The sequence below is a fragment of the Bradyrhizobium sp. CCBAU 11361 genome (assembly GCF_028128935.1).
Lineage (GTDB): Bacteria > Pseudomonadota > Alphaproteobacteria > Rhizobiales > Xanthobacteraceae > Bradyrhizobium > Bradyrhizobium niftali.
This window is the reverse complement of sequence record NZ_LBJZ01000198.1, coordinates 327157-351357: the sequence shown is the minus strand read 5'-3', so window position 1 is coordinate 351357 and position 24201 is coordinate 327157. Positions and strand designations below refer to the sequence as shown.

Annotated in this window: 26 protein-coding genes and 1 riboswitch; of the genes, 19 read left to right on the top strand and 7 right to left on the bottom strand. The window is 65.7% G+C overall.

Annotated features, from left to right (window positions below):
- Window positions 1-5: 5 nt before the first annotated feature.
- Together XI08_RS41480 and XI08_RS41475 are read left to right on the top strand one after the other, a co-directional pair.
- Window positions 6-722: a L,D-transpeptidase gene (locus tag XI08_RS41480; RefSeq protein WP_271578863.1), complete on the top strand. Its 717-nt coding sequence runs from the start codon at window positions 6-8 to the stop codon at window positions 720-722.
- 112 nt (window positions 723-834) lie between these two features.
- Window positions 835-1257: a c-type cytochrome gene (locus XI08_RS41475; RefSeq protein WP_271578862.1), complete on the top strand. Its 423-nt coding sequence runs from the start codon at window positions 835-837 to the stop codon at window positions 1255-1257.
- A 111-nt stretch (window positions 1258-1368) separates the two neighbouring features.
- Here the strand turns inward: XI08_RS41475 and XI08_RS41470 are convergent, their stop codons facing one another.
- Together XI08_RS41470 and XI08_RS41465 are read right to left on the bottom strand one after the other, a co-directional pair.
- Complete coding sequence (locus XI08_RS41470; RefSeq protein WP_271578861.1) at window positions 1369-1635, bottom strand: hypothetical protein; 267 nt, start codon at window positions 1633-1635, stop codon at window positions 1369-1371.
- Window positions 1632-2426 carry a DUF899 domain-containing protein gene (locus XI08_RS41465; protein WP_271578860.1) on the bottom strand — a complete coding sequence of 265 codons (795 nt, stop codon included), beginning with the start codon at window positions 2424-2426 and terminating at the stop codon, window positions 1632-1634. The genes XI08_RS41470 and XI08_RS41465 overlap by 4 nt, the downstream gene beginning before the upstream one ends.
- A 150-nt stretch (window positions 2427-2576) precedes the next feature.
- Here XI08_RS41465 and XI08_RS41460 point away from each other — a divergent pair, with 150 nt between their 5' ends.
- The 8 genes from XI08_RS41460 to XI08_RS41425 all read left to right on the top strand — a co-directional run bounded on the left by XI08_RS41460 (window position 2577) and on the right by XI08_RS41425 (window position 12196).
- Entirely contained in the window at window positions 2577-3797 is a 1221-nt protein-coding gene (locus XI08_RS41460; protein WP_271578859.1) for a helix-turn-helix domain-containing protein, read from the top strand.
- Between the two features lie 28 nt (window positions 3798-3825).
- Window positions 3826-4464, top strand: coding sequence for a Vgb family protein (locus tag XI08_RS41455; RefSeq protein ID WP_027547942.1), 639 nt, complete (start codon window positions 3826-3828; stop codon window positions 4462-4464).
- Between the two features lie 139 nt (window positions 4465-4603).
- The gene (locus XI08_RS41450) at window positions 4604-6172 is read left to right on the top strand and encodes a DUF4403 family protein (RefSeq protein WP_271578858.1); all 1569 of its coding nucleotides are present in this window, start codon (window positions 4604-4606) and stop codon (window positions 6170-6172) included.
- Between the two features lie 135 nt (window positions 6173-6307).
- On the top strand, window positions 6308-7432 hold the full coding sequence (locus tag XI08_RS41445; RefSeq protein WP_271578857.1) for an ABC transporter ATP-binding protein: 1125 nt from the start codon (window positions 6308-6310) through the stop codon (window positions 7430-7432).
- Window positions 7433-7497: 65 nt separating this feature from the next.
- A complete protein-coding gene (locus XI08_RS41440) occupies window positions 7498-8556 on the top strand; it encodes an ABC transporter substrate-binding protein (RefSeq protein WP_027547939.1) in 1059 nt (352 codons plus the stop codon).
- 76 nt (window positions 8557-8632) lie between these two features.
- Window positions 8633-9895: an ABC transporter permease gene (locus XI08_RS41435; protein WP_271578856.1), complete on the top strand. Its 1263-nt coding sequence runs from the start codon at window positions 8633-8635 to the stop codon at window positions 9893-9895.
- On the top strand, window positions 9892-10722 hold the full coding sequence (locus tag XI08_RS41430) for an ABC transporter permease (protein WP_027547937.1): 831 nt from the start codon (window positions 9892-9894) through the stop codon (window positions 10720-10722). Before XI08_RS41435 ends, XI08_RS41430 begins: the two co-directional genes overlap by 4 nt.
- Window positions 10723-10984: 262 nt before the next feature.
- Window positions 10985-12196, top strand: a complete 1212-nt coding sequence (locus tag XI08_RS41425) for an ABC transporter substrate-binding protein (protein WP_271578855.1) — start codon at window positions 10985-10987, stop codon at window positions 12194-12196.
- A 211-nt stretch (window positions 12197-12407) separates the two neighbouring features.
- Here XI08_RS41425 and XI08_RS41420 read toward each other — a convergent pair whose 3' ends face one another.
- Together XI08_RS41420 and XI08_RS41415 are read right to left on the bottom strand one after the other, a co-directional pair.
- Window positions 12408-12935, bottom strand: coding sequence for a PRC-barrel domain-containing protein (locus tag XI08_RS41420; protein WP_271578854.1), 528 nt, complete (start codon window positions 12933-12935; stop codon window positions 12408-12410).
- A 223-nt stretch (window positions 12936-13158) separates the two neighbouring features.
- Entirely contained in the window at window positions 13159-13728 is a 570-nt protein-coding gene (locus XI08_RS41415) for a hypothetical protein (protein WP_271578853.1), read from the bottom strand.
- 181 nt (window positions 13729-13909) lie between these two features.
- Between XI08_RS41415 and XI08_RS41410 the strand changes: the two genes are divergently transcribed.
- Both XI08_RS41410 and XI08_RS41405 read left to right on the top strand, forming a co-directional pair.
- Window positions 13910-14680 (top strand): response regulator, encoded by a 771-nt coding sequence (locus XI08_RS41410; RefSeq protein WP_027547933.1) that lies wholly within the window; start codon window positions 13910-13912, stop codon window positions 14678-14680.
- A gap of 13 nt (window positions 14681-14693) precedes the next feature.
- A complete protein-coding gene (locus XI08_RS41405; protein WP_271578852.1) occupies window positions 14694-16019 on the top strand; it encodes an ATP-binding protein in 1326 nt (441 codons plus the stop codon).
- Between the two features lie 8 nt (window positions 16020-16027).
- Here XI08_RS41405 and XI08_RS46495 read toward each other — a convergent pair whose 3' ends face one another.
- Complete coding sequence (locus XI08_RS46495) at window positions 16028-16303, bottom strand: pentapeptide repeat-containing protein (RefSeq protein WP_442869917.1); 276 nt, start codon at window positions 16301-16303, stop codon at window positions 16028-16030.
- Between the two features lie 310 nt (window positions 16304-16613).
- On the opposite strand from XI08_RS46495, the gene XI08_RS41395 reads away from it, so the two are divergent.
- From XI08_RS41395 to thiC, 6 genes are all read left to right on the top strand, one after another.
- On the top strand, window positions 16614-17150 hold the full coding sequence (locus XI08_RS41395; RefSeq protein WP_271578851.1) for a lytic transglycosylase domain-containing protein: 537 nt from the start codon (window positions 16614-16616) through the stop codon (window positions 17148-17150).
- Window positions 17151-17306: 156 nt separating this feature from the next.
- Window positions 17307-17434, top strand: a riboswitch (TPP riboswitch).
- On the top strand, window positions 17423-18433 hold the full coding sequence (locus XI08_RS41390) for an FAD-dependent oxidoreductase (RefSeq protein ID WP_271578850.1): 1011 nt from the start codon (window positions 17423-17425) through the stop codon (window positions 18431-18433). It overlaps the preceding riboswitch by 12 nt.
- The gene (gene thiS / locus XI08_RS41385) at window positions 18424-18621 is read left to right on the top strand and encodes a sulfur carrier protein ThiS (RefSeq protein WP_027547929.1); all 198 of its coding nucleotides are present in this window, start codon (window positions 18424-18426) and stop codon (window positions 18619-18621) included. The genes XI08_RS41390 and thiS overlap by 10 nt, the downstream gene beginning before the upstream one ends.
- A gap of 175 nt (window positions 18622-18796) precedes the next feature.
- Entirely contained in the window at window positions 18797-19579 is a 783-nt protein-coding gene (locus tag XI08_RS41380) for a thiazole synthase (RefSeq protein ID WP_271578849.1), read from the top strand.
- On the top strand, window positions 19566-20174 hold the full coding sequence (locus XI08_RS41375; RefSeq protein WP_271578848.1) for a thiamine phosphate synthase: 609 nt from the start codon (window positions 19566-19568) through the stop codon (window positions 20172-20174). Before XI08_RS41380 ends, XI08_RS41375 begins: the two co-directional genes overlap by 14 nt.
- Before the next feature lie 295 nt (window positions 20175-20469).
- A complete protein-coding gene (gene thiC / locus XI08_RS41370; protein WP_271578847.1) occupies window positions 20470-22368 on the top strand; it encodes a phosphomethylpyrimidine synthase ThiC in 1899 nt (632 codons plus the stop codon).
- A 200-nt stretch (window positions 22369-22568) separates the two neighbouring features.
- Here thiC and XI08_RS41365 read toward each other — a convergent pair whose 3' ends face one another.
- Together XI08_RS41365 and XI08_RS41360 are read right to left on the bottom strand one after the other, a co-directional pair.
- Window positions 22569-23114: an HD domain-containing protein gene (locus tag XI08_RS41365; protein ID WP_271578846.1), complete on the bottom strand. Its 546-nt coding sequence runs from the start codon at window positions 23112-23114 to the stop codon at window positions 22569-22571.
- Window positions 23115-23124: 10 nt separating this feature from the next.
- The gene (locus tag XI08_RS41360; RefSeq protein ID WP_271578845.1) at window positions 23125-23349 is read right to left on the bottom strand and encodes a DUF6429 family protein; all 225 of its coding nucleotides are present in this window, start codon (window positions 23347-23349) and stop codon (window positions 23125-23127) included.
- Between the two features lie 244 nt (window positions 23350-23593).
- Here XI08_RS41360 and XI08_RS41355 point away from each other — a divergent pair, with 244 nt between their 5' ends.
- Window positions 23594-24103 (top strand): mismatch-specific DNA-glycosylase, encoded by a 510-nt coding sequence (locus XI08_RS41355; RefSeq protein WP_442869914.1) that lies wholly within the window; start codon window positions 23594-23596, stop codon window positions 24101-24103.
- Window positions 24104-24201: the final 98 nt, after the last annotated feature.

Here is a 24201-nt window from a genome sequence, read left to right as displayed (position 1 = left end):
ATCACATGTTCAATCTGGACACGTTCAAGACGTATTCGCGCGCCGTTGCTTTGGGCGCAGTCGCTGTCACCGCGATCGCATTCGCAGGTCCGGCCAAGGCCGCGCCGGTGCAGCTCTTCCCGTTCTTCCAGCCGCCGCCCCCGATGGCCGCGCCGCAGCCGATCCAGCCCTATCAGCCCTACCAGGCGACGCCTTACCAGGCCGCTCCCTCCGAGGACCAGGACGCGGTCGAGATGCCGGCCCGCTTCCGCCGCCAGACCGTCTCCTACGCGACGCGCGAAGCGCCGGGCACCATCATCATCGATACGCCCAACACCTACCTCTATTACGTGCTGGGCAACGGCCAGGCCGTTCGCTACGGCATCGGCGTCGGCCGCGACGGCTTCACCTGGTCCGGCATCCAGTCGGTGACAAAGAAGGCCGAGTGGCCGGATTGGACCCCGCCGCCGGAGATGATCGCCCGCCAGCCCTACCTGCCGCGCCACATGGCCGGCGGCCCCGGCAACCCGCTTGGCGCCCGCGCCATGTATCTCGGCGGCACCATCTACCGCATCCACGGCACCAACGCCCCCGAGACCATCGGCAAGCACGTCTCCTCCGGCTGCATCCGCATGACCAACGACGACGTCACCGACCTCTACTCCCGCGTCAACGTCGGCACCAAGGTGATCGTGCTGCCGATGACGGAGCGCCGCGCGGACCTCGGCGCCGCGACGCGCTAAAGCGACAGGACATTGTGACGCAAACGGCCCCGGAACCCACCGGGGCCGTTTTCGTTGGCCCTCGACGTCCCGATGCGCGCTTGTAGCGGCGCGATCCCCGATGGAGGCGCAGATGCAATCCCGCCTGCAAACGTCGCCAAGCCCATGGCTGCGCCCGATCGCCGGCGCCGGAGCTTTGACGCTGCTCCTGTACGCGCCCTCCTCGCTCGCCCAGCAGCCGGCGAACGACGAGGCAGCTCAGCAGGCGTTCAACAATTCCTGCCGCACCTGTCACTCGGTGAAGGAAGGCGACAATCGCCTCGGCCCCAATCTCAGCAAGATCGTCGGACGCAAGGCAGGCTCGCTGCCCGACTACAACTACTCTCCGTCGATGAAGGATGCCGGCTTCGTCTGGGACAAGGACAAGCTCACCCGCTTCATGGTCAAGCCGGATGAAGTCGTCTCCGGCAACAAGATGCAGCCCTATGGCGGTGTCTCCGCGGACGAAGCCGCCAAGGTGGTTACGTATCTGCAGGCGGCGACGGGTTCACAGTAACAGGCCACGGTGCACCGATGCATTTTGGCTTGCGATGCGAGCGCGGCGCATCCTTCGAGACGCCCCTTATGGCGGGCTCCTCAACGAGGCGTTCACACCGGCGGAAGCCCTTTACCACCGCCGCTCCGAGATCAGCTTCAGCCACGCCGATGCATGAAACGCGCTCATCAGCAGATACATCGGTACCATCCCGCCCAGCAAGGACCCGTGTCCGGCGGCGCAGAGCATGTCCGCCGGGCCGCCGCCGAGCGCGGCCGTCAGCACGGCCATGATCGCGAAGGTTGGCGTCGCCGCAAGACCGAGCCATCTGGCGAGGCGGCGCGCGGCCACGACACCGTCGCGGCTGGCGCCGGCGGCCGTGCTGACGGGACCGGTCACTTCCGTTCGCTCGCGGCCTCTTCGCGAAAGGCCTTCTCGCCGGCGTCGGAGATCTCCACCCATTTCTTGTCGGGCGCTGCACCCTCCGTGTAGCTGTCGTGCCAGTTCCACCATTTGTAGGTCGGCGTCTGCGGATAGCCCTTCGGTGAATCCTCCCACACCTCCTGGCGGCCGAGCGGCGTGATGTCGAGATAGTTCCAGGTGCCGCCCATCTGCTCGTCGCCGCGGCTCTTGATGAAGTAGGTGCGGAAGATGCGCTTCCCGTCGCTGAAGAACACGTTGGTTCCGTGCCATTCGTCCACGCCGAAATCGGCATCGAAACTGTCGGTGATGGTGACCCACGGCAGGGTCCAGCCCATCCGCTTCTTCAGCTTGGCGATATCGGCCTGCGGCGCGCGCGAGGCGAAGACCAGCGTGGTGTCGCGGGCGTTCAGGTGCGAGACATGGGCGACCTGGTCGGCGACCATCGAGCAGCCGCGGCAGGCATGATCCGGCCAGCCGAACACGCCCGGCTCGAAGAAGGCCCGGTAGACGATCAACTGCCGCCGGCCCTGGAACAGGTCGAGCAAAGTGACCTTGCCGCCGGGCCCCTCGAACGCATAGGTTTTGTCCACGACCATCCACGGCATGCGCCGGCGCTCGGCGGCCAGCGCGTCGCGGGCGCGGGTCTGTGCCTTTTCCTTCACGAGCAGTTGCTGACGGGCTGCCTCCCAGTCCTGCGGCGACACCACCGGCGGTGTTTGCATGGCGGCCTGTCCGTTACTTCCTGCTTTTTCTGCTGACGTCATCATGGCTCTCCAAACCTCTCTCCTGGGCGCTCATTCCGCGTCTCGCTATGACAGACGTGGAACCGCTCGCCCCTCACCGCACATTGTCGGCCGTCAACGATTTCTGGCACCAAGCGGTTGCGTGGTGGGAGTAACAAGTGTGGCGGGATTGAAATGGAGTCGCTGATCACGGCCGCCGCGCGTGCGCTCGAGGCCGGCGATCCGCTCGGCGCACTGAACCGTGTCGCATTGCGCAACGATGCCCCGTCGCTGGCGCTACGCGGCATCGCGATGGCGCAGCTCGGCGATCTCGCAAAGGCGAAGGCGCTGCTGCGGAGCGCCGCGCGCGCCTTCGGTCCGCGCGAGGCGGTGGCGCGGGCAAGATGCGTCGTGGCGGAAGCCGAGATCGCGCTCGTCTCGCGCGACCTGAACTGGCCGGCGAAGACCCTCGCAGCCGCGCGGGCGACGCTCGAACAACATGGCGATCTCGCCAATGCCGCCCATGCCGGCCACATCGAGGCGCGCCGTCTCCTCCTCCTCGGACGCATAGACGAGGCAGAGCGCACGCTGGCCGAGGCCGGCAGCGCATCGCTCCCGCCTGCGTCTCAGGTGGCGCGCGAGCTCGTGGTCGCGGGCATTGCGATACGGCGGCTCAGGACAGAAGCCGCGCGCACCGCGCTCGACCGCGCGGCCAAGGCAGCGCGGCTGGCGGGAATCCCGGCACTCTCGGCCGAGGTCGACAGCGCGAACCGCATCCTCGACACGCCGGCCGCGCGACTGATCGCGCGCGGCAGCGAACACCCGTTATTGCTCGGAGAGGTCGAAAGACTGGCGACCTCGACAGCGCTCGTCGTGGACACCTTCCATCATGTCGTGCGCAGGCAAGGCGTTGCCGTGTCGCTCGGAACGCGGCCCGTGCTGTTCGCGCTCGCCCGTCTTCTGGCGCAGGCATGGCCCGCGGACGTCTCGCGAGAGATGCTGATATCAGGTGCGTTCCGGGCGAAGCACGCCGATGAATCGCATCGCGCGCGATTGCGCGTCGAGATTGGGCGGCTCCGCACCCAGCTCAAGCCGCTGGCCGACGTCAGCGCGACGAAGCAGGGTTTTGTGCTGGCGCCGCGCAAGACGCGCGACGTCCTCGTGCTGGCCCGGCCCGTCGAGGAAAAGCACGCCGCCGTCCTCGCCTTCCTCTCCGACGGCGAGCCGTGGTCGAGCTCGGCGCTCGCGCTGGCGCTGGGAGCGAGTGCGCGCACGGTGCAGCGGGCGCTCGAGGAGCTCGCACGATCGAACAAGGTGCAGTCGTTCGGACACGGTCGGGCGCGCCGCTGGATGACCCCGCCGGTCCCGGGCTTCCCGACAGGCTTGTTACTCCCCGGACCGCTGCTGAAGACGTAAGATGGATCAGTTCACAGGGATCAAGCACATGAAACGTTCAGCCGCCGAGATCGTCAGGGAGTACGGGCCCTTTCCGGGCGTCGAGGCCGTGCATGGCGTCACCTATGACGGCACGCATGTCTGGTTCGCATCCGGCGACAAGCTGAACGCGGTCGATCCGGCCAGCGGCAAGCTTACGCGCTCGATCGACGTCGCCGCGCATGCCGGGACGGCGTTCGACGGCCGGCACCTGTTCCAGATCGCCGAGGACCGCATCCAGAAGATCGACGCCGCGACCGGCAAGGTGGTGAACACCATCCCGGCGCCCGGCGGCGGTGGCGATTCCGGACTTGCCTGGGCGGAGGGGTCGCTGTGGGTCGGTCAATATCGGGAGCGCAAGATCCACCAGATCGATCCGGAGACCGGGACGGTGCTCCGTACCATCGAGAGCAAGCGCTTCGTGACCGGCGTGACGTGGGTTGACGGCGAGCTCTGGCACGGCACCTGGGAAGGCGACGATAGCGACATCAGGCGGATCGATCCTGACACGGGCAAGGTGCTGGAGCAGCTCGACTTGCCTGCGGGCACGATGGTCTCGGGCCTGGAGTCCGATGGCGGCGATCGCTTGTTCTGCGGCGGCGGCAGCGCCGGCAAGGTGAGAGCGGTCCGCCGTCCGAGGCGCGACTAGCCCCGCGATGACAGCCTGAATATGCGGCAATTGCGCGTTCGCGGCCGTTAACACATTCGCCCCAATTCCACCCCATCGATGCGCTCTAGCGCCCTTCTCTCCCGCCCTGTAGAATCCCCGCGGGCGGCTTGGGGGTGAGATGCGTCTGGCGTTGAATTTCAAAACTATCCTGATCGCGGTCACGGTGCTCGCGGCGTCGTTCTTCATCAGCCTGAAGGCGATGGACTGGCTGTCGCCGCGCGCGACGAATTCGGCGCCCCCGGTCGCGCAGCTGCCGCCGCTGCCGCCGGTCTCGAAGAGCTCGATCGTGATGGCGCCGGTCGCCATCGCGGTGTCGGCGATCCGCGAGCAGGCCGAGAAGGCCGCGCCGCGCAATTTCGCCGGCAAGGCCGACAACCCGATCTCGCAGATCCTGGAGAACGCCGATATTGGCTGGTCCGCCGTGCGCGGACCGATGGCCGCTGCCGGCGACAAGGACGTGCTGACGATCTCGACTCCGCTCACCGGCAAGCTGAACGTGACGGGCTCGCTGTCGTCGAAAGCCACCGGCGCGCTCGGCGACGCGCTCGGCAGCGTGCTCGGCGGTGACGCAGCGAAACGGATCGGCGCGGTCAATATCAAGAATTTGAACGCCAGCGCCGAGATCAAGGGCAACGTGGTCGTCACCTCGCGCCCGAAGCTCGCAGCGAACTGGCATCTCGAGCCCAATCTCGGCGCCCAGGTCAATCTCGGTGACACCAACCTCGCGGTCGCCGGCGCCAAGGTCAACGTGCCGGCGCAGGTGAAGCCGCTGATCGACAAGAACGTCGGCGAGCAGATCAACCTCGTCTCCGAGCGCATCCGCAACGATCCTTCGCTGCGGGAGAATGCGAAGCTGCAATGGGCCAAGGCCTGCCGCTCGATTCCGCTGCAAGGCTCGGGCTCCTCCGCCGCGCTGCCGCCGCTCTGGCTCGAGATGAAGCCGACCCGCGCCATCGCCGCGCAGCCGCGCGTCGACGCGCAGGCGGTGACGCTGCTGCTCGGCCTCGAGCTCGAGACGCGCGTGACCTCGACAGCGACCAAGCCGGAGTGTCCGTTCCCCGACAAGATCTCGATCGTGCCGCCGACCGGCACCGGCGTGAACATCGGCGTGCCGATCGACGTCCCCTTTACCGAGATCAACAAGCTCATCGCGGCGCAGATGGCCGGCCGCACCTATCCCGAGGACGGCTCGGGCCCGGTCGACGTCACCGTGAAGAGCGTCAACGTGGTCCCGTCCGGCGACCGGCTGCTGATCTCGCTCCTGGTGCGCGCGAAGGAGAAGAAGAGCTGGCTCGGCCTCGGCGCCGAGGCGACCGTGCATATCTGGGGCCGGCCGATGCTCGACCAGGCGCAGCAGACGCTGCGGCTCGCCGACATCCAGCTCGCGGTGGAATCCGAGGCCGCCTTCGGGCTGCTCGGCGCAGCGGCGCGCGCGGTGGTGCCACAGATGCAGCAGGCGCTGGTGCAGAAGGCGACGCTCGACCTGAAGCCGATCGCCGCCAACGCGCGCGAGAAGATCGCGGCCGCGATCGCCGACTACCAGAAGAGCGAGGACGGCCTCAAGGTCGACGCGAAGATCGACAGCCTGACGCTCGCCGACATCGCCTTCGATTCCAAGACGCTGCGCGTGGTCGCCGAGGCCGGCGGCTCGCTCAACGTGTATGTGACGAAGCTGTCGGGGATGTAGCGCGCCTTCGCTGTCCGGGCCCGCCCGCGCCTTCGTCGCTTGCGCCGCTGGCATTCTCGTCGGAGGGTGCTAAGCTGTTGCTCGTAACCTCGAACGAGGTCCTGGCAGCACTGTAGCTGATAACGCGAGGACAAGATGGAAGCCGGCATGGTCACGTCTGCGCCGGCACTGGTGCGCTTCTCCGGCATTCAGAAAACCTATGATGGCGAGCACCTCGTGGTGAAGAACCTCGATCTCGACATCAGGAAGGGCGAGTTCATCACGCTGCTCGGCCCGTCGGGCTCGGGCAAGACGACCACGCTGATGATGCTGGCCGGCTTCGAGGTTCCGACCCATGGCGAGATCTACCTCGCCGACCGGCCGATCAAGAACGTGCCGCCCCATAGGCGCGACATCGGCATGGTGTTCCAGAACTACGCCTTGTTTCCGCACCTGACGATTGCGGAGAATATCGCCTTCCCGCTATCCGTTCGCAAGACGAACAAGGCGGAAGCGCAGGAGCGCGTCAGGGCGGCGCTCCGCATGATCAAGATGGAAACCCTGGCGCACCGGCGGCCCGGGCAGCTGTCGGGCGGTCAGCAGCAGCGCGTGGCGCTGGCCCGCGCGCTGGTTTTCAATCCGCAACTCGTGCTGATGGACGAGCCCCTTGGCGCCCTCGACAAGCGCCTGCGGGAGCAGATGCAACTGGAGATCAAGCAACTGCACGAGACGATGGGCATCACCGTCGTCTACGTCACCCACGATCAGAGTGAAGCGCTCACCATGTCGGACCGCATCGCCGTGTTCAACGACGGCATCGTGCAGCAGATCGACAGGCCCGACGCGCTGTACGAGCATCCGGTGAACAGCTTCGTCGCTCACTTCATCGGCGAGAACAATGTGCTGGCCGGCACCGTCGAGACGGTCGAAAAGGAATATTGCCGCGTCGCGCTGGCTGGTGGCGGCGCCGTGACCGCGCGGGCGGTCAATGTATCAGGCGCGGGCGCATCAACTTCCCTATCGGTGCGGCCGGAGCGCGTCGCCATTGTCCCGGATGGCACCTCCAGCGAAGGACCGAACCGGCTGCCGGCCAGGGTGCAGAACACCATCTATCTCGGCGATCACGCGCTGGCCGTGCTCAATGTCGCCGGCAACGGGGAGTTCATGGTCAAGCTTCAGCCGGGAGCGCATGACAGCCTGAGACATGGTAGCCTGAGGCCCGGCGAAAGCGTGTTCATCACCTTCCGCCCCGAGGATTGCCTGGCCCTCGATCCCGCCTGATCCAACGCAAGCGGATCCGCATCGATCAACTACAACGCAACTCACACGAAGAAGGAACAAAGACCATGCTGAAGCGCAAGATTGGCAAGATCGCTCTGGGCCTGGCCGCGGCACTGAGCGCCAGCGCTGCGCTGGCGACGGTCGCGCAGGCGCGTGACCTCACGGTCGTGTCGTGGGGCGGCGCGTATCAGGATGCCCAGAAGAAGGTCTATTTCGAGCCGTTCAAGAAGGCAGCCGGCGTCCCGATGAACGACGAGTCCTGGGACGGCGGTGTCGGCGTGTTGCGCGCCAAGGTGCAGGGTGGCGCCGCCACCTGGGACGTCGTCCAGGTCGAGAGCGACGAACTCGCTGTCGGCTGCGAGGAAGGCCTGTTCGAGAAGCTCGATTACTCCAAGATCGGCGGCGAGGCGGCCTATATCCAACCGTCGGTCAATCCCTGCGGCGTCGGCGCCATCCTCTATGATTTCGTCCTCGGCTACGACAAGGACAAGCTGAAGGACGCGCCCAAGGGCTGGGCCGACTTCTTCGACACCAAGAAGATTCCGGGCAAGCGCGCCCTGCGTCAGGGCCCGAAGACCACGCTGGAGATCGCCCTCATGGCCGACGGCGTCCCGCCGAAGGACGTCTACAAGGTGCTGGCGACCGACGAGGGCGTCGATCGCGCGTTCAAGAAGCTCGACACCATCAAGGGCGACCTCGTCTGGTGGAAGGCCGGCGCCCAGCCGCCGCAATTGCTCGCCTCCGGCGAGGTGGCGATGACCTCGGTCTACAATGGCCGCATCGACACCGCGAACAAGAACGAGAAGAAGAATTTTGGCATGGTGTGGGACGGCGCGCTCTTCACCCTCGACAGCTGGGTCATCCTGAAGGGCAGCCCGAACAAGGACGCGGCCTACAAGTTCCTGGACTTCGCGGGCAAGGCGGAGAACCAGTCGAAATTGTCGGAGAACATCGCCTACGGCACCTCGAACAAGGACGCCGCCGCCCTGATCCAGCCGGCCGTCCTGAAAGATCTGCCGACCGCGCCTGACAACATCAAGAACGCGGTCGAGATCAACGTGGGCTTCTGGCTCGAGAACATCGACCGCTTGACCGAGCGCTTCAACAAATGGGCCGCGAAATAGCGCGACCAAACGGCTGTACAGCACAGGCGGAGGGGCGCGCCCCTTCGCCGTGCCCCTTGCCTGAAATGATCACCCCATGACAGCAGTGTCCCTGACCGGCGCCGATGCCAAGACCGAGATGCCGCTCAAGCGCCGCCTGAGGCGGGCGGAGCGCGCACGCCAGATCAAGGCATTGGCGCTGGTTCTGCCGCTTCTGCTGTTTCTGCTCTTCACCTTCGCTGGGCCCATCGCGGGCATGCTGTGGCGCGCGGTCGATGACAGGGAGGTGCGTCAGATTCTGCCGCAAACAGTCGCTGCTCTCGCCAGCTGGGACGGCCGGGACCTGCCGGACGAAGGGGCCTTTGCTGCACTGGCAGGCGACATCCTGGCGGCGCGCACCTCCGGCACCATCGCCGTCGCGGCCAAGCGGCTCAACTACGCGCTGAACGGCTTCCGCACGATCCTGACCAGCACGGCACGCAATCTGAAGGCGGCGCCGGAGCGAGGGGCGGCCAAGGAGACGCTGGGCAAGATCAACCCGGCCTGGCGCGAGCGCGCCACCTGGACGACGATCAAGGACGCCGGTGGCCCAGTGACCGGCTTCTACCTTCTGGCGGCGCTCGACCTGACGCGGAACGCGGACGGCGCGGTCGTCGCGGCCCCGCCGGATCAGGCCATCTACCGCGACGTTTTCGGCCGCACCTTCCTCATCAGCCTCAGCGTCACGGCACTCTGCCTGATCCTCGGCTTCCCGGTCGCCTACCTGCTGGCGACACTGCCGCCGGGCCGGTCGAACCTGCTGATGATCTTCGTCCTGCTGCCGTTCTGGACGTCGCTTCTGGTCCGCACCTGCGCCTGGATCGTGCTGTTGCAGAGCAGGGGCGTCGTGAACGACAGCCTTCAGTGGCTTGGCATCATCGACCAGCCGTTGCGCCTGATCTACAACCGCTTCGGTGTCTGCGTGGCCATGACCCACGTTCTCCTGCCGTTCATGATCCTGCCGCTGTACAGCAGCATGAAGGCGATCTCGCCTGCTTACATGCGCGCCGCCGCCTCGCTCGGTGCGCCACCGCTCACCGCCTTCCTGCGGATCTACCTGCCTCAAACTCTGCCCGGCATCGGCGCGGGAAGCCTGCTCGTCTTCATCCTGGCACTCGGCTACTACATCACACCGGCACTCGTCGGGGGCGCCGCCGATCAGATGATCAGCTACTTCATCGCGCTCTACACGACCGAGACGGCCAATTGGGGCCTTGCTTCGGCGCTGGGTGCGGTGCTGCTGCTGGCCACTGTTGTGCTCGCGCTCGTCTACGGCAAGCTGGTGCAGGGACAGCACGTCACGGGAGGAATGAAGAATTGAGCGACAATTCGTCCCTCCGCACGCCCAGCCAGCGCATCGCGTGGACCGCGACCATCATTGTCTCCACGCTGGTATTCATCTTCCTGATCGCGCCCATCCTTGCGATCATGCCGCTGTCGTTCAGCTCGGGCTCGTACCTCACATATCCGCTGCCAGGCCTCTCCTTGCGCTGGTACGACGACTTCATCAATTCGCCGCGCTGGATGAATTCGCTGAAGAACAGCATGATCATCGGCGTCGCCTCGACCCTGTTGTCGATGGTGCTTGGTACGCTGGCAGCGCTCGGGCTGGCGCAGTGGAAGAGCCGGTTCAAGCCGCTCGTGCTGGCGTTCGTGCTGTCGCCGGTCGTCGTGCCCGGTGTGATCACCGCGGTCGGCCTCTATTTCTTCTTCGCGCCGATCGGACTGACCGGCAGTTATCTCGGCTTGATCCTGGCCCACACCGCGCTGGCGACGCCCTTTGTGGTGATCACGGTCGGCGCGACGCTGCAAAGCTTCGACACCAATCTGGCGCGCGCCGCCGCCTCGCTCGGCGCCTCGCCGCTCTATGCGTTCCGCCGCGTGATCCTGCCGCTGATCCTGCCCGGCCTGGCCTCAGGTGCGCTGTTCGCCTTCGCGACCAGCTTCGATGAGGTGGTGATCGTGCTGTTCATGGCAGGTCCGGAGCAGCGCACTTTGCCGCGCGAGATGTTCAGCGGCATCCGCGAGAACATCAGCCCGACCATCACGGCAGCGGCGGTGGTTCTGACGACCGTATCGGTCATCCTCCTCGCCACCCTGGAAGGCCTGCGCCGACGCAACGAACGGCTCAAGGGCAGCAGCGCCTGAAAGGCGTCCGCTGTCATTCCGGGGCGCGCGCAGCGCGAGCCCGGAATCCATCGGGCCGCGGCGACAGTGGATGAATGGATTCTCTGATGCGCAATTGCGCATCAAAGCTCGCGCCCAAGGGCGCGCGCCCCGGAATGACGACAGATCCCCCTGCTTATTTCTCACCCCCCTCACGCATCTGTGGCTTAGCTGCCGCGGCCGTTTGTCGCTAGAACGGTCCCTGCAAACAACGCCCGAACAACAACACACAGGGAGAAACAACATGCAAAAACTCTTCGCCGCCGTCGCGGCCGGCCTCGCCCTCGCCGCCACGTCGGGCGCCGCGCAGGCGCAGATTTCCGATGACGTCGTCAAGATCGGCGTGCTCACGGACATGTCGAGCCTCTATGCGGACGCGACCGGCAAGGGCTCGCTCGCCGCCGTCGAGATGGCGGTCGCCGATTACGGCGCCAAGGTCGCCGGCAAGCCGGTCCAGGTTGTCGCCGCCGACCACCAGAACAAGCCCGACGTCGGCGTCAACATCGCCCGCAACTGGTACGACAACGACAAGGTCGACGCGATCTTCGACGTGCCGACCTCGTCGGTCGCGCTGCCGATCTCGGCGTTGACGCGCGAGAAGAACAGGATCAACATCAATTCCGGCGGCGGCTCGTCCGATATCACCGGCGTTGCCTGCTCGCCCAACACGGTGCACTGGACCTACGATACCTATGCGCTGTCGAACGTCGCCGGCAAGGCGATGGTGAAGCGCGGCGAGGACAGCTGGTTCTTCGTCACCGCCGACTACGCCTTCGGCATGGCGCTGCAGCGCGACGCCGCCAACGTGGTCAAGGAGAGCGGCGGCAAGGTGCTCGGCGAGGTCCGTCATCCGCTCAACTCGTCGGACTTCTCCTCCTTCCTGCTCCAGGCCCAGGCCTCCAAGGCCAAGGTGGTCGCACTGGCGAACGCCGGCGGCGACACCACCAATGCGCTGAAGCAGGCCGCCGAGTTCGGCCTGACGCAAGGCGGCCAGAAGATGATCGCGCTTCTGCAGGAGATCACCGACACGCATTCGCTCGGCATCAAGGCGACGCAGGGCCTGATCGTCACCGACGCGTTCTACTGGGACATGAACGAGGAGACGCGCGCCTTCTCGAGACGTTTCAACGAGAAGGTCGGGCACATGCCGACCATGATCCAGGCCGGTCTCTATTCGGCGACCATGCACTATCTGAAGGCGATCGACGCCATCAAGACCGACGAGGCGCCGAAGGTGATGGCACAGATGCGCTCAACGCCGGTCAACGATTTCTTCGCCAAGAACGGCAAGATCCGCGTCGACGGCCGCATGGTCCACGACATGTATCTGTTCGAGGTCAAGAAGCCCGAGGAGTCCAAGGGCGAGTGGGACCTCTACAAGCTGATCGCCACCGTGCCCGGCGACGAGGCATTCCGTCCGCTCGACAAGGGCGGCTGCCCGCTGGTGACGCACTGAGGCATTTCCTCGCTGCCAATTCCTCATCCTGAGGAGCTTGCGAAGCAAGCGTCTCGAAGGATGAAGGCCCGGCTGGTGGCCTCGCCCTTCGAGACGCCGCAAGCGCGGCTCCTCAGGGTGAGGGTCAACATCTCACGATGACGAAAAGGAGCGCGCCCGCGCGCCCGGTGAAAACCGAGCGCGCTTCGTTCAAGTCGTCACGCGAACCGCATTACTCCGAGTACTTGAACTCGGGCATGTTCTTCAGTTCGTCCTTGGTCGCGTTGAACACGGCGTGGTCCGGGTACCACTTCGACGAGGCCGTCACGGTCGTCGCGGTCTTGTCGGTGCCGGTCGCAGCGCCGGTCGTGGTGGCCGCACCCGGCTTGGCGCTCGGGTTCGTGGCGGCGCCGGTATAGGCGATGGCCTCATTGACGAACTTCAACTTGTCATAGGGCACGGCGACCAGATGCTCGCCCATGCCGAGGAAGCCGCCGACACCGATCACGGCGATCTTGATGGCGCCGCTCTTGTCCATCAGCAGATCGTTGATCGAGCCGATGCTCTCGTTGGCGTCGTTGTAGATCTTCAGGCCCGCCATCTTCGACGCGCGCCATTCACCCGACGCAGTCGTGGTCGTCGTGGTGGTGGTGGCCGCAGCCGGCGCCTTGTCGGTGGTGGCGGTCGGGTTTTGCGCAAACGCAACGGTCGCAAGCAGCGCGGTGCCGGCAAGGCCGGCGGCGATTGATTTCATCAGCATTGTTGTCCTCTCCTTCAGCAAAAACGCGTATGGAGAAAACAGCGCCGATCACGTGCAGTTCCTCAGCTGCGGCGATTTCGTCGCATAACCGTGGCGCTGCGTTGCAGTGAAAGTTCCTAAGTCACGCAGGAACGTTTCCGGATGCACAGTTCCCCGCCGACGATCATGCGCCCTGGGAGAAGCACGAGCGTGGCGGGGACTGCGCCGACCTGCGTCGCTCAGGTCAGCTCTTGTAATCGATCAGGAGCGCGGAGAAGTCCGAGTTGCCGGACGAGCTGCCGTTGGCACCGTACGACGACGCCGACGATTGCGACTGCTGAAGCGCCTGGAGGAACTGCTGGAGAATCTCCGCCGTCGTCGAATCGCTCGACGTGCTGCTGGTGGAATCCATGGAGGACGAATCCGAAGAGCTGTCGTCCGGCGGCGGACCGGGCGGCGGCCCGCCTGCACCACCGGCTCCGCCCGCGCCACCGGGACCGCTGGCGAAGGCGGACTGAAACACGCCCTTGAGCTGTTCGGCCTGCTCCGAGGTCAGCGTCCCGTTCGACACCTCGCTGGAGATGAGGTCGTCGATCTTCGACTGCATGTCGTCCTTGGAGGGACGCGTGCCGCTCGCATGGCCGCTCGAGCGGCTCTGCTGGAGCGCCGTGTCGATGTCGGTCAGCGCGGTCGAGAGCGCGGACTGGTCCGACGACGAGATCGTGCCGGCGGAAACTTCCGATTGCAATTCCTGCTGCAGCCGCTGTAGCGGCGACTGATGGGTACCGGCGGAGGCCGCCGAAATCGAGGTCATGTTGGCTCCGTGGATCTTGCGGGGTTTCTTGCCTGACCGCGCCACGGTATGGTTAACGGCCTTAACGAGACCTTGCCGCGCCACTGCCCGGGTGTGTCACGGTATTGCGGCGGGACCCGCAGAAACAATCTGAAACAAAAATCTTCGCCTTTTGGCCCGAATCTTGGACAAACAAACGCGCATGGCCATTTCCAATCCCAACATCCTGGTCGTCGAGGACGACCGCGAAACGCGGACGTTGATTGCGAAGTACCTGCGCAACAACGCCTGCAACGTCACCGCCGTGCGCGATGGCCGCGAGATGTCGCGCGCCATGACCGATCATCGCGTCGACCTCATCATCCTCGACGTCATGCTGCCGGGCGAGGACGGCCTCAGCCTCTGCCGCAAGGTGCGCTCGGAGGCGCAGACGCCGATCATCATGCTGACCGCGCGCGGCGAGGACGTCGATCGCATCGTCGGCCTCGAGATGGGCGCGGACGACTATCTGCCAAAGCCCTTCAACCCGCGCGAGCTGCTCGCCCGCATCAACGCGGTGTTGCGCCGCCAGGCCGCAGCCCAGGCGGCGAGCTCGATCGAAGGCGCGAGCACGCTCGCCTTCGAAGGCTGGCGCATCGACCTGCGCCTGCGCGAGCTGCGCAATCCGGAAGGCGCGCGCGTCGCGGTGACCAGCGCCGAGTTCGATCTGCTGAGGACGTTCTGCGAGCGGCCCGGCCGCGTGCTGTCGCGCGACAGCCTGCTCGACCTCACGCAGGGCCGCAACACCGGCTCGTTCGAACGCTCCATCGACGTGCTGGTCAGCCGCATCCGCCGCAAGATCGAGCCCAATCCGCAGGATCCGACCATCATCAAGACAGTGCGCTCCGGCGGCTATCTGTTCACGCCAAGAACTGAAGCGGCGAGAACTGAAGCAGCAAGCACTGAAGCGGTCGCGGCCTCCCTGGGCAACTGAGGGGGCGCCGACCATGAAGCCGCTCGGGTTCTTCCACCTCAAGGGTATCGGCGGGCAGATCGCCGCGCTGGTGCTGGCTTCCACCGTCGCGCTCCATCTCGTCGTCACCGCCGCCTTCCTGATCAGCCGGCCGGATCGCCCGGACACGCCGCCGGACGGCGCCCATCAATTGACCGATGCCGCGCTGCTGCTCGGCTCGGCCGAGGCCGGCGAGCGGCCGCGCCTCGTCGCCGACCTCGCGCGCGCCTTCCCCAAGCTCGGCATCGAGATGCACGCGCCCGGCACGGCGGCCATTGTCAAGGAGAGCGACGGCCAGCACCTGCGCGGAATGCGCCGTCATCTCGGACGCGGCTACAAGGTGGTGCAGCTCGCCGCCGACGACACCGCGCACCGCGTCGGCGTCGAATTGCCCGACGGCAGCGTGATCGCCGGCCGTGTCGATGGCGGCCCGCGGCCCTGGTTTTGGGGCGCACCGTGGCTGACGGCGCTGATGACCACCTTCATCTGCGTCACCGTGCTCGGCCTGTGGGCGGCGCGCGCGCTGGCCGCGCCGCTGTCGTCCTTCGCCGAGGCCGCCGAGAATTTCAGCCTGGACGGCGAAGCTGATCCGCTGCCCGAGCGCGGCCCGGAGGAGATCCGCTCGGTAGCGCGCGCGCTCAACCGCATGCATGAGCGGATCGCGCGGCTGATGTCGGATCGCACCAGGATGCTGGCGGCGATCAGCCACGATCTGCGCACGCCGATCACGCGGCTGCGCCTGCGCGCCGAGTTCATCGAGGACGAGGTCAACCGCAAGCGCATGCTGATGGATCTCGACCAGATGCGCTCGATGCTGGAATCCGTGCTGTCGCTATTGCGCAACGACCGCAACATCGAGGCGGTGACGCTGGTCGACATCGCCAGCACGCTCCAGCTCATTGCCGACCAGTTCGGCGACATGGGCCATGTCGTTCGCTATGACGGCCCCGCTTCGGCAACCGCGGCCGCGCGTCCCGACGATCTGCATCGCGGCGTCACCAATCTAGTCGAGAACGCCGTGCGCTACGGCGCCGAGGTCACGATCCGCCTCGACATATCGGGCACCAGGCTCGTCATCGACGTCGAGGACGACGGCCCCGGCATTTCGGATGCACGCAAGCAGGAGATGCTGGAGCCGTTCGCGCGCGGCGACGATGCGCGCACCATGGACGAGTCCACCGGCTTCGGCCTCGGCCTGTCGATCGCGCACGCGATCGCGATCGCCCATGGCGGGACGCTGTCGCTGCACGACCGCGAGCCGCACGGGCTGATCGTGCGGATGGAGTTGCCGGTCTGGCAGGAGCCGCGGCTCGCGGCGTAGATCGCAGCCTAAGCCGCGAGCGGCGGATGCTCGACAGCCGCTTCGTCGAAGATCGCCACCGCCTCGAAGTGATAGTTGCAGGCGCGGCAGGTCCAGAGATAGGAGATGCGCCCCTCGCCCGGCTCGATCCAGTCGGGCCGCGGGATCGGCGTGCCGCATTGGGCACAGGGATTCTGTCTGGGGATGTCGCCGAAATGTGCCTTGGCCGAGTCCGCGCTGACAAAGTCCGCGTTGACAAAGTCCGCGTTGACAAAGTCCGCGTTGACAAAGTCCGCGTTGGCCATGTTGGTTTTTGTCATGGCACCTCTCCCGATTTGCAGCGTTTTCATGCTCGCTTTCGCGTCTGCGCGCGAATAGACAGGCTCGCTGTCGCGAGCTGAGGTTTTCCACCTGAGCAACCCCTACGGCAGCATTGCGTCGTAACAGCGGCTCGGCGCCGCAAAATCGCCAACGGCGGCGTTTGGTCACATCATCGCCGTGTTCCGGAGTCCTAAAGCATGATCAGGAAAAGTGCACCGCGGTTTTCCGAACAGATCATGCTCAAACAATAATTGCGGCCGGGCGCAGGCCGTTCAGGGACGTCAGGAATATCTGATGAAAATCTTACGCGTCGCCGCGCTCATCGTGGCCGGACTGGTGTCGCCGCAGGCCGCATTCGCGGGCCAAGCCGAGTATGCCGAGATGGTCGCGGCCCATGCCCGCGCCAATGGCGTGCCGGAAGCGCTGGTGCATCGCGTCATCATGCGCGAAAGCCGCTATCAGCCCGGCCTCGTCGGCCGAGGCGGCACCATCGGCCTGATGCAGATCAAGCTCGCGACCGCCCGCGGGGTCGGCTACACCGGCGATGCCGCCGGCCTGCGCGATCCCAACACCAACCTCACCTACGCGGTCAAATACCTCGCCGGCGCCTATCGTGCCGCCAATGGCGACCACGCCCGAGCCGTGCGTTATTTCGCGGGCGGCTATTACTACGTTGCAAAGCGGCAGCGCCAGGAGGCCGTGCAGGTCGCCAACACGAGCGACACTTGGTTGGAGCCGAACGGCAATCCGCAGCCGATGTTCGGCACCACGCCGCACCGGAAGATCGCCCAGCGCGTCCGCAACGCGCGGGCGCAGGTTCCCAACCACTAGCCACCGTCATTCCGGGGCGATGCGAAGCATCGAACCCGGAATCTCGAGATTCCCCGGTGCGCAATTGCGCACCTGAGGTTCGGTCCTGCGGACCGCCCCGGAATGACTGCCCTGTGGCTAACGCGTTGACCACCCCGCCCCACTGGCATACATTGGCTTCGTTCCGAGGGGTGCTCCGAGGAGGAGCTGAGATACCGCTAAATGGGCAAATCCGCCCAGGACCGCGGTGACCCTTTGAACCTGATCCGGGTCATGCCGGCGAAGGGACAGGGATGTTACAGACGACCAAGCGAGCGGATTCCGCGGTATCCATCATCGGGGCAGGCATTGCGGGCGCCTGGCAGGCGCTTTTGTTCGCGCAGGCCGGCCACGCCGTGACGCTACACGAGCGCGGTGACGCGGCGATGACCGATTCCACCAGCCATTGGGCCGGCGGGATGCTGGCGCCCTGGTGCGAGGCGGAGGTCGCCGAACCCATCATCTCCAGGCTTGGCCAGCGCTCCCTCGACATCTGGCGGCGCGAGCTGCCCGACACGCCCTTCAACGGTTCCCTCGTCGTCGCCCATCCGCGCGAGCGCAACGATTTCGAGCGCTTTGCCCGGATGACCGAAGCGCATCGCCGGCTCGATGCCGCGGGCCTTGCCGAGCTCGAGCCGTCGCTGGAAGGCCGCTTCCGCGACGCGCTGTTCTTCCCGGCCGAGGGCCATGTCGAGCCGCGCCGCGTGCTGCCGAAGCTGCACGAGCGCATCCGCGCCGCCGGCGGCACCATCAAGTTCGAAAGCGACGTCAGCGCCGCCGATCTCGACGGCATCGTGATCGACTGCCGCGGCCTCTCCGCGCGCGACGAGCAGCCCGACTTGCGCGGCGTCAAGGGCGAGATGATCCTGATCGAGACCAGCGAGCTGCAGCTGGCGCGCCCGGTGCGGCTGATCCATCCGCGCTGGCCGCTCTACGTGATCCCGCGCGAGGACAATCTGTTCATGCTGGGTGCGACCTCGATCGAGGCCGAGGACACCGGCGTCAGCGTCCGCTCGGCGCTCGAGCTTCTGGGTGCGGCCTATACGGTGCACCCGGCTTTCGGCGAGGCGCGCATCGTCGAGTTCGGCTCGGGCCTTCGCCCCGCGTTCCCCGACAATCTGCCGCGCATCGGCATTCGCGGCGAAAAGATCGCCGTCAACGGGCTCTACCGCCACGGCTTCCTGATCGCGCCGGCGCTCGCCGAGCTGACGCTGCAATACGTCCAGCGCGGCCAGATCGACAATGAGGTGATGCAGTGCGCGTGATCGTGAACGGTGAGCAGCGCGAGGTGAACTCGGCCAGCGTCGACGCGCTGCTCAGCGAGCTCGACTACGAAGGCACCCATTTCGCGATCGCGCTGAACTACGACGTCGTGCCGAAAAGCCGCTGGGCCGAGACTAGCTTGAAGGCCGGCGACGAGATCGAGATCATCACGCCGCGGCAGGGAGGGTGAGGATGATGGCTCTCCGTTTGTCGCGGCGGCGCGCACCACGCACTCCACTGTCATCGCCCGGCTTGACCGGGCGATCCAGTACGCCGCGGCTTCACGGTTCCTGCCGCACCGCCGCGGCGTACTGGATCCCCACCTTCGCGGGGATGACGGCTGCATTTGAGGAGACACCTCCCACATGGTGACCTTCTACGGCAAGACCTTCGCCTCGCGCCTGCTGATCGGCAGCGCGCTCTATCCCTCGCCGGCGATCATGCAAGGAGCGATCCGCGCCGCGGGCTCGAACATCGTCACGGTGTCGCTGCGGCGCGAATCCGCCGGCGGCAAGACCGGCGATGCGTTCTGGAATCTGATCCGCGAGCTCGACGTCACCGTGCTGCCGAACACCGCCGGCTGCCGCAGCGTGCGCGAGGCGGTGACGACGGCCAAGCTCGCGCGCGAATTGTTCGGCACGAGCTGGATCAAGCTGGAGGTGATCGCCGACAACGACACGCTGCAGCCCGACGTCGTTGGCCTGGTTGAGGCAGCAAGCCTCCTGATCAAGGACGGTTTTGAAGTGTTCCCCTATTGCACCGAGGATCTCTCGGTTGCCAACCGCCTGGTCGATGCCGGCTGCAAGGTGGTGATGCCGTGGGCAGCTCCGATCGGCAGCGCCAAGGGCATCACCAACCGTGATGCGCTCAGGCTGCTGCGCGAGCGGCTGCCCGACATCACGCTGGTGGTCGACGCTGGCCTCGGCGCACCGAGCCACGCGGCGCAGGCGCTCGAGCTCGGCTACGACGCCGTGCTGCTCAACACGGCCATCGCAAAGGCCGCCGATCCCGTCGCCATGGCCAATGCCTTCCGTCTCGGCGTCGAGGCCGGCCGCACCGCCTTTGAGGCCGGGCTGATGAACGCCCGCGACTTCGCCTCCCCTTCCACCCCTGTCGTTGGGACCCCGTTCTGGCATGCCGTATCCTGATCCCTTCTATCCCGTCGTCGACAGCCTGGCCTGGGTCGAGCGCCTGACCAAGCTCGGCGTCGGCACGATTCAACTGCGCGCGAAAGATCTGAACGACGCCGAAGCGCTGCAGATCGTCACCGACGCGCTCGCTATCACCGAGGGCACGCAGGCCAAGCTCGTCGTGAACGATTACTGGCGCGCGGCGATCGTCGCCGGCGCAAAATATCTGCATCTCGGCCAAGAGGATCTCGCCGATGCCGACCTCAAGGCGATCCGCGAGGCGGGCCTTCTCCTCGGCGTCTCCACCCATGACGACGCCGAGCTTGCGACCGCGCTGGCCGCAAAGCCCAACTACGTCGCGCTGGGCCCGATCTTCTTCACCACCTTGAAGTCGATGCGCTTCGAGCCGCAGGGCATTCCGAAGATCACGGAATGGAAGAAGCGCATCGGCACCATTCCGCTGGTTGCGATCGGCGGCATCAAGTTCGAGCACGCCGCGGAGATCTTTGCGGCGGGCGCAGATTCCATCGCCGTCGTCAGCGACATCACGCAGAATACCGACCCCGACGCGCGGGTGCGGCAATGGCTCGGCCTACCTGCGGAGGCGGCGTGATGCACGCTCTCTCCACTCGTCATTGCGAGCGCAGCGAAGCAATCCCGAGTCTCTCCGCAGAGACAGTCTGGATTGCTTCGTCGCATCAGCTGCGCAATTTTGTCGCGAGCTCCTCGCAATGACGGAGCAAGTCTCTCCATCCCGTCACCCTGAGGTGGCCGCTTCTTCAGCGGCCCTCGAAGGGCGACGGCCCGGCTCGTCCATCCTTCGAGGCTTGCCCTGCGGTCACACCGCAGGGCGCGCACCTCAGGATGACGAGAGCAACACCAGACACCAGAATTAACCGGAGGATCCCATGAACATCCGCTCCAACCCGCAACAGACCGTCCCCGCCGTCACCACCGGCCCGCTGCCCTCTTCGCGCAAGATCTTTGCGTCGCCCGACGCCGCGCCCGACCTGCGCGTGCCCCTGCGCGAGATCATCCTCTCGGAAGGCGCCGACGAGCCGAACCTGCCGGTGTACGACACCTCGGGCCCCTACACCGATCCGTCCGTGACCATCGACGTCAACGCGGGTCTTGCCCGCAACCGCAAGGCCTGGGTGCTGGAGCGCGGCGGCGTCGAGGAGTATGAGGGCCGCCAGGTCAAGCCGGAGGACAACGGCAACCTCTCCACCGACAAGGCCGCGCGTGCGTTCAGCGCCTATCACAAGCCGCTGCGCGGCCTCGACGGCCACAAGATCACGCAGCTCGAATTCGCCCGCGCCGGCATCATCACCAAGGAGATGATCTACGTCGCCGCCCGCGAAAACCTCGGCCGCAAGGAGCAGCTCGAGCGCGCGGAAGCAGCCCTCGCCGACGGTGAGAGCTTCGGCGCTGCGGTCCCCGCCTTCATCACCCCGGAGTTCGTGCGCTCAGAGATCGCGCGCGGCCGTGCCATCATTCCCTGCAACATCAACCATTCAGAGTTGGAGCCGATGATCATCGGCCGCAACTTCCTCACCAAGATCAACGCCAATATCGGCAACTCGGCGGTGACCTCGTCGGTCGAGGAAGAGGTCGAGAAGATGGTGTGGGCGATCCGCTGGGGCGCCGACACGGTGATGGACCTCTCGACGGGGCGCAACATCCACACTACCCGCGAATGGATTTTGCGCAACGCGCCGGTGCCGATCGGCACCGTTCCCATTTATCAGGCGCTGGAGAAGTGCAACGGCGATCCGGTCAAGCTGACCTGGGACCTCTACAAGGACACGCTGATCGAGCAGTGCGAGCAGGGCGTCGACTATTTCACCATCCACGCCGGCGTGCGCCTGTCCTACATCCACCTCACCGCCAACCGCGTCACCGGCATCGTCTCCAGAGGCGGCTCGATCATGGCGAAGTGGTGCCTGGCGCATCACAAGGAGAGCTTCCTCTACACGCATTTCGACGAGATCTGCGACCTCATGCGCAAGTATGACGTCTCGTTCTCGCTCGGCGACGGCCTGCGCCCGGGCTCGATCGCGGACGCCAACGACCGCGCGCAGTTCGCGGAGCTGGAGACGCTCGGAGAGCTGACCAAGATCGCGTGGGACAAGGGCTGCCAGGTCATGATCGAAGGCCCCGGCCACGTGCCGATGCACAAGATCAAGATCAACATGGACAAGCAGCTCAAGGAGTGCGGCGAGGCGCCGTTCTACACCCTCGGACCGCTGACCACCGACATCGCGCCGGGCTACGACCACATCACCTCGGGCATCGGTGCCGCTATGATCGGCTGGTTCGGCTGCGCCATGCTCTGCTACGTCACCCCGAAGGAGCATCTCGGTCTGCCCGATCGCAACGACGTCAAGACCGGCGTCATCACCTACAAGATCGCGGCCCACGCCTCCGATCTCGCCAAGGGCCACCCGGCCGCCCAGCTCCGCGACGATGCGCTCTCCCGCGCCCGTTTCGACTTCCGCTGGAGCGACCAGTTCAACCTCGGTCTCGATCCTGATACAGCCAAGAACTTCCACGACGAGACCCTGCCGAAGGAAGCCCACAAGGTCGCCCATTTCTGCTCGATGTGCGGCCCAAAATTCTGCTCGATGAAGATCACGCAGGACGTGCGGGATTACGCGGCGACGCTGAACGATCCGAACTCGATCGGCATGTCGATGAGCGGCACCGCCGAGGACGGCATGGCCAAGATGAGCGCGAAGTTCAAGGAGATGGGGAGCAGCGTTTATCTGGATGCGGAGAAGGTGAAGGAGAGCAATCGGGTGCTGTGAGGAGCCCTCCGCTCGCCGTGCCCGGGCTTGACCCGGGGCAACCATTGAAAATCAAAAGCCGGGCAGACAGCCCGGCTTTTTTTGCGAACGTCGCATCAAGCAAGCGTAGCCCGGATGAGCGAAGCGACATCCGGGACTGACAACTAACCCGCATGTCGCTGTCGCTCATGCGGGCTACGGCACCGAGCACGACGTCAGCTTCAGCTCAACGACGCCAGCTCCCGCGCGAGGTTGTCGCGCGCCCGCTGATCATAGATCGCAGCAAAGCCAGCATCGGGATAGATGACCGGCCGGGCGGCGAACTGACGCAGCACCTTGGCACGGCCGGCGCGATAGTCGCTGTCGCCGACGTGGATGAATTCCTGGCGGATCGCCGCCGCATAGGCGTCGTACCGAGCGGGCGCTGCGCCGAGGATGCTGAGGTCGATCGAGATCAGGATCGCGCCTAGGCGATCATCCGGCTGGACATCGTGCGTCCTGGTCAGGCGGATCAAGCGCCCCACTTCGTGGCTGGTATTGGCGCGAACGTGTTGCTCGGCCAGTTGCGCGCTGAGCTCCTCATTGTCCGACCGGGTCGGATCATAGATGACATCATGCCACCAGATGGCCTCCGTCAGGATCTCACGCTCGGCCGCCGAGATTCCTTCCAACCGCGCGAGCGCAGCGAGACAGTCCTCGATGTACGAGAGGTTGTGATAGTGGCGGCCAGGCGCCGCATAGGCGGCGGCCAGTTCTTCGCGGTTCATCGACAAGATATCATTCCTCGAACAACTGCTTGAACAGCGTCTTCGCCCGTTCGAGCCCCTCGGGGGTGAACTCCACCGACTTTACCTTGCCAACGGGGTCATGAATCATTCCCTTGTCGTGCAGGCGGCCGAGCACGCCCCAGTCGAAGCCCTTCCATGCCCGACAGTCATCGTGCAGGGTCAGATAGAGTAAGGCCAGCGCTGCGTCGTCGATCTTGTCCCTGTTGATGGCCATCTCGAAACTCTCTAAAACGTTGTTGAGGACATCCTATTCGGCAATACGCAATCTGCAATGACGGTCTGCAATCCGCTATTTGCGGTTCGGTCGAACAGTGCATTGGTCCCGCAGCAAGCGTAGTCCGGATGAGCGACCTGTCCGCCGCAGCTCGGAGAGCGAAGGCGGAAGCGACATCTGGGATTGACAGCGGCCCCGCATGTCGCTGACGCTCATGCGAGCTACAAGTCTGCGGATAAATGATTTGCCCGCTCCCATCCTCCACCGCCTCCCCGACCAGCTCCGCGAAAACCTCCGCCTCGTCTTCGTCGGCACCGCCGCCTCTACGCGATCAGCCGAACTCGGCCACTACTACGCCCATCCCGGCAACCGCTTCTGGCGCGCGATCCATGAGGCCGGGATTACGCCGCGGCGCTATCAGCCGGGCGAGTTTGCCGCGCTGCTTGAGCTCGGGATCGGCTTCACCGATCTGTCCAAGTCGGGCGCCGGGATGGACCACCAGATCGCGACTGAGACGATCGACGTGCCGGGGTTCAGGGCCAAGATGGAAATGTACCGGCCGAGGACGATTGCGTTCACGAGCAAGAAGGCGGCGAGCCTGTTTTACGGCAGGCCGTCGAACATGATTTCGCTGGGGCGGCAATGCGATGGGCGCCTCCCGGAGATATTCGTGCTCCCCTCGCCGTCCGGTGCCGCGTCCGGGCACTGGACGCTGGAGCCGTGGCGCGAGTTGGCGGAATGGATCGCTTCGTAGGTGGATTGGCGCTGGCGCTCCAAACTCAGCCGTCGTCCCGGCGAAGGCCGGGACCCATAACCACAGGCCGCGGTTTGGCGAAGACTCGTGGTTCGGTA

Excerpts from the sequence above, each read along its gene's own strand:
- XI08_RS41455 (WP_027547942.1), top strand. The coding sequence starts at position 3,826 with ATGAAACGTTCAGCCGCCGAGATCGTCAGGGAGTACGGGCCCTTTCCG.
- XI08_RS41365 (WP_271578846.1), bottom strand. The coding sequence starts at position 23,114 with ATGAACCGCGAAGAACTGGCCGCCGCCTATGCGGCGCCTGGCCGCCAC.
- XI08_RS41420 (WP_271578854.1), bottom strand. The coding sequence starts at position 12,935 with ATGCTGATGAAATCAATCGCCGCCGGCCTTGCCGGCACCGCGCTGCTT.
- XI08_RS41465 (WP_271578860.1), bottom strand. The coding sequence starts at position 2,426 with ATGATGACGTCAGCAGAAAAAGCAGGAAGTAACGGACAGGCCGCCATG.
- XI08_RS41390 (WP_271578850.1), top strand. The coding sequence starts at position 17,423 with ATGTTACAGACGACCAAGCGAGCGGATTCCGCGGTATCCATCATCGGG.
- XI08_RS41425 (WP_271578855.1), top strand. The coding sequence starts at position 10,985 with ATGCAAAAACTCTTCGCCGCCGTCGCGGCCGGCCTCGCCCTCGCCGCC.
- XI08_RS41395 (WP_271578851.1), top strand. The coding sequence starts at position 16,614 with ATGAAAATCTTACGCGTCGCCGCGCTCATCGTGGCCGGACTGGTGTCG.
- XI08_RS41435 (WP_271578856.1), top strand. The coding sequence starts at position 8,633 with ATGACAGCAGTGTCCCTGACCGGCGCCGATGCCAAGACCGAGATGCCG.
- XI08_RS41450 (WP_271578858.1), top strand. The coding sequence starts at position 4,604 with ATGCGTCTGGCGTTGAATTTCAAAACTATCCTGATCGCGGTCACGGTG.
- thiC (WP_271578847.1), top strand. The coding sequence starts at position 20,470 with ATGAACATCCGCTCCAACCCGCAACAGACCGTCCCCGCCGTCACCACC.
- XI08_RS41410 (WP_027547933.1), top strand. The coding sequence starts at position 13,910 with ATGGCCATTTCCAATCCCAACATCCTGGTCGTCGAGGACGACCGCGAA.
- XI08_RS41375 (WP_271578848.1), top strand. The coding sequence starts at position 19,566 with ATGCCGTATCCTGATCCCTTCTATCCCGTCGTCGACAGCCTGGCCTGG.
- XI08_RS46495 (WP_442869917.1), bottom strand. The coding sequence starts at position 16,303 with ATGGCCAACGCGGACTTTGTCAACGCGGACTTTGTCAACGCGGACTTT.
- XI08_RS41475 (WP_271578862.1), top strand. The coding sequence starts at position 835 with ATGCAATCCCGCCTGCAAACGTCGCCAAGCCCATGGCTGCGCCCGATC.
- XI08_RS41440 (WP_027547939.1), top strand. The coding sequence starts at position 7,498 with ATGCTGAAGCGCAAGATTGGCAAGATCGCTCTGGGCCTGGCCGCGGCA.
- XI08_RS41380 (WP_271578849.1), top strand. The coding sequence starts at position 18,797 with ATGGTGACCTTCTACGGCAAGACCTTCGCCTCGCGCCTGCTGATCGGC.
- XI08_RS41460 (WP_271578859.1), top strand. The coding sequence starts at position 2,577 with ATGGAGTCGCTGATCACGGCCGCCGCGCGTGCGCTCGAGGCCGGCGAT.
- XI08_RS41415 (WP_271578853.1), bottom strand. The coding sequence starts at position 13,728 with ATGACCTCGATTTCGGCGGCCTCCGCCGGTACCCATCAGTCGCCGCTA.
- XI08_RS41480 (WP_271578863.1), top strand. The coding sequence starts at position 6 with ATGTTCAATCTGGACACGTTCAAGACGTATTCGCGCGCCGTTGCTTTG.
- XI08_RS41360 (WP_271578845.1), bottom strand. The coding sequence starts at position 23,349 with ATGGCCATCAACAGGGACAAGATCGACGACGCAGCGCTGGCCTTACTC.
- XI08_RS41445 (WP_271578857.1), top strand. The coding sequence starts at position 6,308 with ATGGAAGCCGGCATGGTCACGTCTGCGCCGGCACTGGTGCGCTTCTCC.
- XI08_RS41405 (WP_271578852.1), top strand. The coding sequence starts at position 14,694 with ATGAAGCCGCTCGGGTTCTTCCACCTCAAGGGTATCGGCGGGCAGATC.